Origin of the sequence: Klebsiella sp. CN_Kp106, assembly GCF_040064575.1 — a bacterium.
In the GTDB taxonomy this organism is placed as follows: Bacteria; Pseudomonadota; Gammaproteobacteria; order Enterobacterales; family Enterobacteriaceae; genus Klebsiella; species Klebsiella michiganensis.
The window spans coordinates 58659-71848 of sequence record NZ_JBEAIG010000045.1 but is presented as its reverse complement, the minus strand read 5'-3'; the positions used below and the strand labels follow the sequence as shown (position 1 = coordinate 71848).

General features: G+C 53.0%; 5 protein-coding genes. 3 read left to right on the top strand and 2 right to left on the bottom strand.

Going from position 1 to position 13190, the window contains the following annotated elements; all coding sequences use genetic code 11:
* The first annotated feature begins 62 nt into the window (after positions 1-62).
* The 3 genes from ABLU96_RS12595 to hslJ all read left to right on the top strand — a co-directional run bounded on the left by ABLU96_RS12595 (position 63) and on the right by hslJ (position 2265).
* Positions 63-560: a DedA family protein gene (locus ABLU96_RS12595; protein WP_004850371.1), complete on the top strand. Its 498-nt coding sequence runs from the start codon at positions 63-65 to the stop codon at positions 558-560.
* A gap of 149 nt (positions 561-709) precedes the next feature.
* Positions 710-1699 carry a 2-hydroxyacid dehydrogenase gene (locus ABLU96_RS12590; protein WP_004112629.1) on the top strand — a complete coding sequence of 330 codons (990 nt, stop codon included), beginning with the start codon at positions 710-712 and terminating at the stop codon, positions 1697-1699.
* Positions 1700-1824: 125 nt separating this feature from the next.
* Positions 1825-2265, top strand: coding sequence for a heat shock protein HslJ (gene hslJ, locus ABLU96_RS12585; protein ID WP_014229134.1), 441 nt, complete (start codon positions 1825-1827; stop codon positions 2263-2265).
* Here the strand turns inward: hslJ and ABLU96_RS12580 are convergent.
* On the bottom strand, positions 2262-2534 hold the full coding sequence (locus ABLU96_RS12580; RefSeq protein ID WP_004101621.1) for a DUF333 domain-containing protein: 273 nt from the start codon (positions 2532-2534) through the stop codon (positions 2262-2264). The genes hslJ and ABLU96_RS12580 overlap by 4 nt on opposite strands.
* Before the next feature lie 283 nt (positions 2535-2817).
* Positions 2818-13152: a carbohydrate binding domain-containing protein gene (locus ABLU96_RS12575; RefSeq protein WP_348862550.1), complete on the bottom strand. Its 10335-nt coding sequence runs from the start codon at positions 13150-13152 to the stop codon at positions 2818-2820.
* Positions 13153-13190 lie beyond the last annotated feature (38 nt).

The window sequence follows — 13190 nt, the reverse complement described above, 5'->3', positions numbered from 1 at the left end:
ACCGGGGTTTAGTTTTCGCCTGCGACACTGGTCCACACCTGCGAACGTAAACGGATGGTGCTGTGGACTTAATTATCTCGCTGATGGAATACGCTCAGAGCCGCTATTCATTGGTATTGCTGATGGTTTTCCTGCTGACGTTCACGAAATCTTGCGCCGTTATCTCGCTGCTGATCCCCGGTACCTCCGGACTGCTGCTGTTCGGCACCCTGGCATCGGCCAGCGTCGGCCATTTTTTGTTAATGTGGATGAGCGCCAGCCTCGGCGCCATCGGCGGATTCTGGCTCTCGTGGCTGACGGGCTACCGCTACCGGCACCATCTGCATCGTATCCGCTGGCTTAATGCCGAACGCCTCGCTCGCGGCCAGCTATTCCTGCGCCGCCACGGCGCGTGGGCGGTCTTTTTTAGCCGCTTTCTCTCTCCGCTGCGCGCCACCGTGCCGCTGGTCACCGGCGCCAGCGGGACCTCTCTCTGGCAGTTTCAGCTCGCTAACGTCAGTTCAGGTTTACTCTGGCCGCTGGTCCTGCTGGCGCCAGGGGCGCTGAGCCTCAACTTTTAATGAAACGTATTGTCTTTTAAAGAGATTTCTTAACTCTACGATATGCTCTAGAATTAATACTATAACCTGCTGATTAAACTAGTTTTTAACATTTGTAAGATTATTTTAATTATGCTACCGTGACGGTATTATCACTGGAGAAAAGTCTTATGAAAATCGCTGTATACAGTACGAAACAGTACGACAAGAAGTATCTGCAGCACGTCAATGATGCATACGGCTTTGAACTGGAATTTTTTGACTTCCTGCTAACCGAAAAGACCGCCAAAACCGCCAACGGCTGTGAAGCGGTGTGCATCTTCGTAAACGATGACGGTAGCCGCCCGGTACTCGAAGAACTGAAAGCCCACGGCGTGAAGTACATCGCGCTGCGCTGCGCGGGGTTCAACAACGTTGATCTCGATGCCGCGAAAGAGCTGGGCCTGCGCGTGGTGCGCGTCCCCGCCTACTCACCGGAAGCGGTCGCAGAGCACGCGATCGGCATGATGATGTCGCTAAACCGCCGCATTCATCGCGCCTATCAGCGCACCCGCGATGCGAACTTCTCCCTTGAAGGACTAACCGGTTTCACCATGCACGGTAAAACCGCCGGCGTTATCGGTACCGGTAAAATCGGCGTCGCCGCGCTGCGCATTCTGAAAGGCTTCGGTATGCGTCTGCTGGCATTTGATCCCTACCCAAGCGCCGCCGCGCTGGATATGGGCGTGGAGTATGTCGATCTTGAAACCCTGTACCGGGAGTCTGACGTTATTTCCCTGCACTGCCCGCTGACCGATGAAAACTACCATTTGCTGAACCATGCCGCGTTCGATCGCATGAAAGACGGGGTGATGATCATCAACACCAGCCGCGGCGCGCTCATCGATTCGCAGGCAGCAATCGACGCCCTAAAGCATCAGAAAATTGGCGCGCTGGGGATGGACGTGTATGAGAACGAACGCGATCTGTTCTTTGAAGATAAGTCTAATGACGTGATTCAGGATGATGTGTTCCGCCGTCTCTCTGCCTGCCATAACGTCCTGTTTACCGGTCACCAGGCGTTTCTGACCGCGGAAGCGCTGATCAGCATTTCACAAACCACCCTCGACAACCTGCGTCAGGTGGATGCTGGCGAAACCTGCCCTAACGCGCTGGTCTGATATTCCTTTCCCTTTTGTGCTCCTCCTCTGCGGGGGGCACATTCAGATAATCCCCACAGTAATCGCCTGCGATAAAGTTACAATTCCCTTCATTTATTAATACGATAAATATTTATGGAGACTAAATGAACAAGTTTGCTGCGCTGCTGGCGGCGGGAATGTTGCTATCGGGCTGCGTTTATAACAGCAAGGTGTCAACCAGAGCGGAACAGCTTCAGCATCACCGTTTTGTGCTGACCAGCGTTAACGGGCAGCCGCTGAATGCCGCGGATAAGCCGCAGGAGCTGAGCTTCGGCGAAAAAATGCCCATTACGGGCAAGATGTCTGTTTCAGGTAATATGTGCAACCGCTTCAGCGGCACGGGCAAAGTCTCGGACGGCGAGCTGAAGGTTGAAGAGCTGGCGATGACCCGCATGCTCTGCACGGACTCGCAGCTGAACGCGCTGGACGCCACGCTGAGCAAAATGCTGCGCGAAGGCGCGCAGGTCGACCTGACGGAAACGCAGCTAACGCTGGCGACCGCCGACCAGACGCTGGTGTATAAGCTCGCCGACCTGATGAATTAATAGTTACCGCAGCTTCCGCCTGCCAGCGCCTGCTCGCTGCAGCGCTTGCCGTTCGGCAATGCGCACATGCCGATAGCGGAGCCATCAAGCTGGCGGGCGACCGATAACGAGCCGCCAACCATGGCGCAGTTTGCCTGGCCGGAGCTGCTCATCGCGGCACGCATTCCCGGCGACACGTGCGCCGCCGTTGCCTGCTGAACAGGTTCATCATTGCTACTACACGCCGACAGTAACAGCGCAGCACATCCCACTAAAAACGCAGCTCGCATCTTCTCTCCCCTCAGATACATCTTAAAATGAACAAGCCTAAGGATAATAGGCAGCTCAGCGCGCCGCGTCGAGAGGCGAAGTACGTATTTATGCGCTGTATTAACATTTATTAGCAAATTTTTTGGTCGCTTTTATTCATCCTCAGTTTCAGAACGCAAAGCGCCCTCACTATGTCATCCATGATGAGGGCGCCGTTTCGGTTTGTATTTCAGGCTATTAAATTTAACTCACTGCGCAATCCGTGGTCTGGTAAATCATCACCTTAGAACAGAGCTTAGCCTTTTAATCACTTGAAACGCCTCGAATAATATTTGAATTACGCATAACAAACGCGTGAAAACGTGACAAGATTACGCCCGTCATACCACCGTTTCTGTCCAGATAGTACCCATAACGCACAACAGTCTGGCCGGTACCTGGCGGAACGATGAAGTCCATTGACTGAATTTCCATACTCCCATTTTCCTGCTTATATAAAACGCCATCAATAGAGAGCGCACAGGTCATGGGACCGCCACCTGAAGTATCACCGGTACCCAGCATGAGAATACAGTACCCTAGTTTACCCATACTCAACGAGCCACCTTCATAACTCTTGTACTCCATACCTGCCGTTAATTTACCTCCACCCGTAATATTAATTGAGTCGTCCTGGCGAAGCGCGCCTAAAAGCTGCACTCGTTGCTCGAACGGCTGGCGATCAACAGCAAGCAAATCGAACCAGGCCCATTGTGCTTTCGCAATTCGACGGGAGCGGTGCTGAGCAATATTGATTGCCCATGAGCCAACATCTCCAATAATCTTATTAGCCCTTACGGTTCCCAGGATATTACAACTCTCATTAATAACTACATTATTTAAAGTACCTGTATCAGCCTGAATTTCACCGCGAACCACAACGTTATTGAATTCACTACTTCCGCTCTTGGTAATACTCCAGCCTCTCCATCCGGCCACATAATTAGTAGAGGAAAGTCGATCTGTGATTTTGGCAATATCAATCGTGCCGTTTTTAATTCGCGCCGAATCAATATACAACTCGTTACCTTCCGCAATCATCACCGGCACGGCGGTTTTGCTGATGGCATTAAAAATAGAGAAACGATCAGCATTAAAAATGATGTCACTTGTCGAACCATCACTGGCTAATACCATCCCTGCGCCAACTCTCTTATCACCTTTTGTCTCAACTTTAATTGAGTACATCGAGTTAATTTTGCCTTCCGAATCCGCTATCGTCTCTCCCTGGGTCTTAACTTTACCCTTCAGTTCTCCGACCGTTATATCCAGGCCATCTACCTTCTCTACGCTAGCCTTTAATGTACCGTCGATTTCCTGCACATTGGCGTTCAGATCGCTCACTGCACTGGCCGTCGCTTTGGTCCCTAAATCAGCTTTCAGGCTTTTAAGCTCCCGGGTATTAGCCTCAATATTTCCTCCGTCAATTTTGACCTGTGTATTCAGGGCAGTAAGTGCCGAAGCGTTCGCTGTATTTGCCACTTGATCGCTGACATCAATGCAAAATACATCATCTGCATACAGATAACCGGCCGACAGGCTGGAACGCAGGGAAATAGTCAGTGCAGCATCGGAGGACGGTTTATAGTCCCCAAAGATCTCCGTCCAGCCGGTTCCGATGCTGGTTGTTATCGGAATATCTTTCAGCGGCCCTGAGCTATTACGGATGCTGATTTTAGTATTACTGGCATTGCTGACCGCAAAGTCACCCGACTTGCGCACCCACGCGCCAATGCGGTATGTATGCCCCGCAATCAGGTTTACGTTCTGATCGCAGGCCGTAGAGCCGCTGGATGTCTTTGTCGCCTGGATAATGTACTTTCCGGACTTAGGGTTCTGCGCCGCCAGTATGCTCCAGCCTGAGTTCACCCATCCGTCAAAACTGCGCTCGAATGAGTTATTCGCCAGCATATTTCCCGGAATCGCTTTTGCTGCGTCGGCATCAGACTGAGTGGCCGCAATACTGTTATTCAGCGACGTGACGCTGCTGCTCTGGCTCTCCAGCTTTCCTTCAGCACTCGTCACCCGGTTGGTCAGAGCAGCCAACGCGGCGGCATCCGCTTTGTGATTAACGTTGTTAATGGTGGTAGTCAGGTCGTTCGTCAACTCCGTGATACTGCTACCCTGGCTAGTCAGCTTCCCTTCAGCGCTCGTCACACGCGTGGTCAGGCTACTGATGGCCCCGGCATTGGCTGCGATATTTACTTCATCTGTAACATCAACAAAATAGAAGTCGTCAAAATACTGCGCGCCAGACTTCAGGGAGGAGTAGATCGCCACATCGACCATCCCGTCTACCGTTGCCTTCCATGTTCCGGTCAATTCAATCCATGATGAACTGGTTGGAAGGTTCGCGGTGTTGAACTGGCGATCGTACAACAGGGACGACTGACCAATACGCAGTTTGTTATTACCCTGGTCACTCATGACCGAACCGCCCTGCGCACGGGCAAACACACCGATTTTATATGTGTTGCCTTTGACGACCGGTACTTTCTGAGAGATCCCGGCCAGGCCCACACCACACATCGCTATTTTGCTGCCGTAGTTGGGCGATTGTGCACTGATAACGGACCCGACGCTTCCCCATCCTGTGAAAGCCTCCTGGCCGCGTTCAAATGAACCGTTGGAAATCAGGTTGCCGGGAATTTTACCATCAGCAGCCAGGCTGGCCGTGGCATCATTCAGGGAGTTATTCAACTGCGTCAGGCTGCTACCCTGACTGGCCATCGTTTTGCCCTGTTCCGTCACGGTATTCTGGAGCGTCTGCAGAGCGGTAGCATCGGCTTTTTTGTTGACGTTGCCGTTTGTCGTATTCAGCCCGTTTTCCAGCATGGTGGTCCGGCTTCCGACACTCGTCAGGATATCACCCTGCTGAGAGACTTGTGTCGTCAGGGAATCAACAGCTGAGGCGGTCGCGTCTGCCGTGCTCTGCGCATTGTAAGCGTCGGTTACATCTGTAATAACCATGTCGTCGATAAACAGATTATAACCCGGCGTGTTGCTGCCGTTCGCCCCGCGCGTAGAGATCCAAACAACGGCACGGGTTGCACCTTTCGCGGTGGCTTTTGCATACCCGGAAAATTTAACCCATTTGTCACGACCGGCCAGCGCTGTTTCGCTGACATTAGCAGCTCCCAGCCATGAGTTTGCGCCCGCATCATTTTGCACGTTGAGGCCGACCACGGTGACCCAGCCGCCTGAGGGGGTTTCACCGGATGGCATCATCGCCCAGAACTCAACCCTGAATACTGCCGCGTCGCGAATGGCAAGGCGTGAACCGATTAGGTCGTCGCTGTTACCGGTAGTGTTCGGTGCACGCGTCACGCGCATGCATTTGCCGCCCGAGTAGCTGACTCCGCTAATAACTCGCGCAGACCCACCCAGGTTCTGATTAACGTCATAAGTTTCAAACGTTCCGTCCAGCCACGGGTTTGAGCCTTTGCGGGCGTTAATATTCAGCGTGCTGTTCAGGCTGGTAATGCTGTCAGCCTGGCTGTTGATATCCTTTTCAGTCTGCGTTACACGATTAGATAACGCGTTTAATGCAGTAGCATCAGCCTTCTTATTAACATTCGCATTGGTGGTTGACAGATCATTCTGCAGCTTTGTAATAGCCGCTCCCTGAGAGGTCATTCCCGCCTCAGCACTGGTCACCCGTGTTGTCAAATCACTGATTGCGCTGGCATTGGCCGAACCCACGGTTTCATCGGTAACGTCATAAACGGCAATGCTGTCGACGGCAACAACTGTCGCGGACGGATATACATAAAAAGCAATCCTTGCGTCTGTGGTGGTGGCCGGCAACGCGGGTATATCTACCGTCAGCGTTTCAAAACCATCTTTTCTGGTTACAACAGCCTGCGTCTGGGTGTAAGTACCAGCGGTCTTCGAATTAAAGATGCGGCATAAAATCCCACCTGAACCTGAGATTAATTTTGCACGTACCTTAAAACGGAACCGGCGTGATGAACTTACCGGGAACCATTTAGCGTTATTCGACATTAATCCAGGATTACTTGCGTCACCCGTATGCGTGATTATCACACCGGGAGCACCCTCCCCGTTTGATGCTCCCCACACAATGCGCCCGGCATTCTGCAGATTCCACGCATTTAATTGGTTTCTGAAATCATAGTTTTCAACCAGATTCTCACCGGTATCGCGAGCGCTATCGAGTGAAGCTTCTAGCTGGGTAATACTGTTACTTTGACTCGTCAGCTTCTCTTCAGCTTCAGTAACCCGGTTGCCTAACGAAGCGACGGCTGAAGCATCGGCTTTTTTCTCGATGTTCTGGTCGGCAGTGGCAAGTCCGTTTTGCAGTTTTGTGATGGACTGACTCTGGCTCTCAAGCTTTCCTTCAGCGCTACTGGCCCGGTTTGTCAGGTTGCTGATGGCGGTGGCGCTGACCGCAATATTGGTTTCATCAGTCACATCTACCAGATAGAAATCATCAAAATACTGCTCTCCCGTCGCCAGCAGCACCATGAGCGAGACGTCAAGGACTGCGGTTTTCGTGGCTTTCCATGTGCCCGAAATTTCCTGCCAGACAGAACTCGTGGGCAGCGTCGCGGGGTTAAACTGAACCTCCTTCAGTGGCCCGTCAGAATCACCAATACGCAGCTTATTGTTGCCAGCGGTGCCTGACGGCATTGTTGTTCCACCTGAAACACGCGTGAAGATACCTATTTTGTAGGTGCGATCTTTGGTAAACGAAATCTTCTGAAGCAACGAGACGACACTGCTGCCTGGAACCACTTTAAGAATTTGGGTGCCACTATGCGGCGAAGAAGCTGTGAGTATTGACGTCGCTGATTGCCAGCCGCTGTAACCATCTTTACCTCGTTCAAAAGACGGATTTGTTAACAGATTTCCGACTATCGCCCGGGAAGCATCGGCATCAGCTTTTGTGGCATCAACAGCCGCGACAGTTTCCTTCAGGCTGTTATCCAGCTTCGTCAGACTGCTGCCCTGGCTGGTCAGCGTCTTGCCCTGTTCGGTGACTGTGTTCTGCAACAATTGCAGCGCGCTCGCATCCGCTTTTTTACTGACGCTGGCATTCGTCGTTGACAGACCGTTTTCCAGCGCCGTGGTCCGGCTACCGATGCTGCTCAGCGTATCGCCCTGCACAGAGACTGTTGTCGTCAGGGAGTCCACCGCTTTTGCTGTTGCATCAGCGGTTTTCTGTGCACTCTGCGCTGCAGTAACGTTGCGCAGATGCCAGTCTGCCGCATACCAGACCGTACCAAAGGGTGAACTCTGATTAACCTGCAGGAAGGGACGCATAAAATTCGTATCGGCCGGCACCGTAAAGCGCCATGTCACGCGTTTCCACGCTGCGGTGACTTTGGTATTCCCGCCGGAAAGTCTCGCTTTGATACCACCTGTCGCTGAAGTGGCATTAGCGATATAGAGATTAAAATCCGCCTGTCCGGTTCCGCAAGCAACCACCGCCGACATCTCGAAAACATCACCCGGAGTCACCGCAACATTGTTGATTTTAGGTACATGGTCGCGACCGGCCAGGCGAACCACATACGCAAACGGGCAATCTACAGGTACACCCGCAGCAGTGGCTGAAACGACGTCATAACCCATGCGGTCGTAGGAAGGTTCAAGCGCCGGGTTAGGAATATAATCATCCCCTGCAGCTTTTGCAGCACCAATCGCGCTGGTCAGGGAAGTAATATTACCATTCGCTGCAGTCAGGCCGCTTTCCGTCTTCTCCACTCGTCCGGTCAGTGACGTCAGGGCGCTTTGATCCGCCTTTTTACTTACGGTGGCGTTGGTCGTTGTCAGATCATTCTGTAGCTTTGCGATCGCCTGGCTCTGGCTGACCAGTTTCCCTTCCGCCGAGTCGACCCGGCTGGTCAGGTCTGTTACCGCCGATGCATTCGCTTTCTTTGACACCCCGGTCGATGAAAAGACGTCGACTTTACGGATATACAGACGTGCACTGTTTGACGGTGTCCAGCCCCCGGCGGCAAATCGCAGATAAACGTAACGCCCGGTAAAATTGGCCGGAATGGTCAGTTCCACGGTTTTCGTCTGCCAGTTGGTCGTTACCCCACTCAGCCACGGTGATATAGACGATAACCAGGCGATCGGATTGCCTAAATCCGCTATCACACCGACGGTGTCAGACGATACGCTGTTAACCGTTTCCGAAGTCCGGTACTCAAAAGAGACCGTGAGAGTCAGTCCGGCCTCAACGGGGATACGCGTGACGTTGGCGACGCGAATGGAGCCAGTCGTGGTTTTCAGGGCTTTTTCACCCGAATCATAAGTGAACGCCGAACCGGTACCGGAGTTTTCCCAGAAGGATAAATCAACATTCATTCCGCCATTGCTGACCAGGCTCCCCTCAGCCAGGGAGTTTTTCAGCATTGTCAATTGGCCAGACTGCGTGGCCAGGTTTCCTTCCGTCCCGGTCACACGATTGGTTAAGGCAGTGACCGCACTGGCATCAGCCTTTTTACTGACGCTGGCATTCGTCGTGGTCAGGTCGTTCTGCAACTTTGCGATGGCGCTGCTCTGGCTGGTCAGCGTTTTATCCTGCTGGCTGACGCTGGACTGCAGGCCCGTAATGGCATTGCTGTTTGCGGCCACGCCCGATTCCGTTTTCCCGACGCGGTTAGACAGCGAGGTCAGCGTATTTCCCTGGCTGGTTAACGTGGTGCCCTGCTGTTCGACCTTTTGCGTCAGCGTCTGGAGCGCGGTTGCGTCGGCTTTTTTACCCAGACTGGTTTCCAGACCGCTAATTTTGCTGGCCTGCGCGCTCTGCGCTGTCGTCAGGGAGCTCAGTTCCTCCGCCACCGAGGATTTATTGTCGTTGAACTGCGCCTGCAGCGATTCTCTGGCCGTCACCTCTGCTTTATCGGCGGTGATACGCGCGTTCATCTCCTGATACAGCAGGCCGGAGCGCAGGTCTGCAAGGCTGTTACTGTCAGAGGTTCCCCTGATCTGAGCCGCCAGCGTGGAACGTTTCAGCGCCTCTACCTCATCCGCTTGCGTCCGCGCCATCTCCTCATTACGCAGAGCTGCCGTACTTGCTGCCGGCGCCGGGCGCCCAACGGATATCCAGTGGATCAGAAAATAGTTGTCGGCATTCTGCCCCTGGGCCAGATCGAGACGAAAACGGCGAACCGTGCCGGACGCGTTCCAGTTCACGTCGGAAATGGCCACCACGCTGATACCCTCGCCATCAAACTCCTGCTCGGCGATAGTCACCGAGCGGGCATCACTCCAGCCGGTTTCCTCTGTACCAATCCAGTAAAGCCGCCCTTTCCATGCCGGATTACCCACGCGCTTAATACGCAGCATGACGGTGCGATAGGAGGAACCCGGGATTTTTTGCCCGTTTGGCGAACGGCAGGAGGCCGTGCTGTTCGATGCTTTCAGCCAGCCTTCGTCCGTGATTTGCATCGGCACCTGACCGCCATCGTCCTCGGTCCACCCTTCATTGTCTTTATCGAAGTACCAGATACTGAATGAATCAAACTGCTGCCCACTACCGGCAGAGATTTCAGCGATCTGACGCGCCAGTGACTCGTCCCCATCCTGAATAATTGTCTGCAGATTATCGATGGCGGCCACCCGCTCATTTTTTTCATTGAGCAGCTGGTCTGCCACCTGCGCCGCTTTCGCGTTGACGTCCGCAATGCGGTCAGCGGTCTCATGTTTTACCGCTTTATCCCAGCCCGTATTTGCCTGAGCAATGGACTGTTTCAGGCCGTTTTCAACCGTCTGCAGCTGGGATTTTAACGCCGAGTCCCCCGCAGTCAGGGCTTTATTGACATCTGCTATCTGCTGGTCGACGGAAGTATTAATATCACTCACAGCATCGTTGATGCTTTTGTTTACTGTCGAGATGGCGTCATTGAGGGTCTGATTAACGAGGTCAATATTCTCTGTCATCGACTTATTGACCGTCGCTATCTGCCCATCAACCTGCTTACGGATCCCCCCGGCGGTCTCATTAATGCTCTGGTTTATTTCGTTAACCTGCTGCTCGACCTCTTCACGGATGGCATCAGCGGTTTCCGTCAGCGTTTTGTGGGTTTCCTCCATATCCCGCTGAGATTCTTGCCAGGCTTCGGTGTCCTTAATTGCATCGGTCAGCTTGTCGTAATACTCCCCGATATCGTCGCTGGCCATCCCCTGCACCCAGACGGTCCACGGACTTTCGTTACCAAGGCGATCGACAATGCGTGCCCGGTACCAGAACGTCGCCGCAATCTGCAGGCCCATCTGCTGATACGAGTTTCCCGGATACGTTACGTCAGAAAGCGCCATCGCGCCGTTGCCGGTTGGATTTGGGCTGTACTGCAGCTCGGTTTTTTGCGTATCGCCACTTCCCTCCGGGAACGCCCAGTTTAGTTGAACGCCATGCAGAAGGGATGTTGTGGTCAGCGAAACAGGTGCCGAAGGCAGGCCGATTTTGCCGGTCAGCGTTTTCTCTTGCGAATATGCCCAGCCGCTCGACACTTCCGCGGCATTGATAGCGCGCACCCTTACGATGTATCGGCCGGCATAAATTCCGCTGACATCAAACGAGGCAACGGAACTCCGGGGCACGTTTATCCAGTTGCCTTCATTGCGGCGCCACTGTGCTTCATAAGCAATGGCATTCTGTACTGCCGTCCAGTGAACCTGCAGCGTTTCAACGCTAATCCCCTGATTAACCACGGAATAAGACTCAACAACGATATTAGCTGGCGCGCTTTGCTTCCCTGGAGGAATAACGCTGATTGGCCGACTATCAATAATCGCACCGGAATCAATCCTGGCGTATTTATCCGGATCGTGAGCGGCTGCGGAAATTGCAAAGGTGCTATCGTTATTATCTTTAACACCCACAACACGATATTGCTGGACCCTCAGAGAGTCAGACTCAATGGCCCATACGCATTCCGGTTCTGGTCTTTCGGCATATTCAGCGGTGACGGTGACGACGTGTCCATCGACGCTCTCAATGGTTCGGCCTTGCGTCCCCCCCGATGGCAGGTTCAATAACAGACGGTCCCCGGCTTTCGCTTCCGTTTTACGATCGAGCGTAATAACGCAGCCATCCACTTCGCGGGTACGGCCACCGTTGACTTTTCCCGCCAGCATTTCGTCCGCCACCGCAATGATATAGCCGGGTTGTGGAATATTACCGTCCAGTCCGACTGAAAAAGTCACTACGCGATCTTTATTGTTGGTCAGAATTCCCCAACGCCCTTTACGGTTGGCCTCCGACTGACGGGTACAGCCAATCGCCGTAAGTTCTAGCTGATTAAATCCATAGCGGGCGACAAGCGGCTGCTCAAAAACCGGCTCCATCGCATCCGCATACTCATTCTCTGGATCAGACCATGAGACGAGCGCGTTGGTATAGCGCGTTTTGCTACTGCTGCTGGCATAGTGAAAACGACCATTGATGACGTTAGCCCTGGTATAGGTGTAATCAATATCACGAGGCATATCCGCCAGAGCAATCACCCGATCGCCACTCCAGCAGGTCATGCCACGGAAAATGGCCGCAAAATCGCGTAACACCGTATAGGCATCGTTGCGATCCTGAACATAGACGTTACATAAATAGCGCGGCTCGGTACCCTCCCCACCTTTACCATCGGGGACGGGTTCATCGCAATATCGTGCTACCTGATACAACGTCCATTTATCAATATTTTCTGAGGTAAGACGATTCCCCAGGCCAAAACGATCGCTGACGATCAGATCGTAAAAAATCCAGGCCGGGTTATCCGTCCACGCCCATTTGAATGCTCCGGTCCAGATGCCTGAATATTGGCGGGTCTCCGGGTCATAGTTATCAGGAACGCGGATCACCCGCCCGCGAGGACTGCAGGCAATTTTTGGAATAGAGCCATTAAACTGACGAGAGTCAAATTCAACGTAAAGCAGGGCCGTGTTGGGATAGCGTAGTTTTGCATCAAGCACCTCAGCATAACTTTGCAGCATCATAACATCGCCAGTTTTTGAGGTATTTGCGTCTTCCGTGACCTTACGCAGGCGCAAAACCCAACCCGTCGTCGCCCGGGGGAGATCAATGCGGTGGCATCGTTCATAGCCGGAAGTGGTCTTTCCGCTTACCGCACTCTCCAGCACCGTCTGCCAGCTACCACCATCGGTTTGCAAATCAACGGCATAGCTGACGGCGTTCCCTACCAGATCGCCATTATCTTCCTGTTTCAGTAAAGATGGCCATTTTAAGCGCAGGCGGACGGCGGAAAGCTGGGTATTACTAAAAGAGCGGGACCAGGCCGTTTTGCTGGAGACTTCCACTCCTACGTTAATTTCATTTTCTGAACCGGGGATCCCCTGGATGTAATTCTGTGCCTGAGTTCCCGGTCGAAACTCCCAGGCGACACCGCTAAAATTTTGCGAGCCGTCGGAATTTTCCAGTGGCGTACCATCAAGGTAAATATCTTTTGCGGTAAGCGCACCGGCAAATTCACCCTCGCCCAGCGCAATGAGAATTTTTGCTTTCGCAACAGACTGTAAATCATCAGGCTGTTCCGTTGGGGTACGCGGGCTTGAACTCCCGCCCTTACAACCTTTAATGAGATGCTGTGTCATAGATATTTTGTCCATAAAAAAACCACCTCAAAGGTGGTCTGAAATGAGAGAAG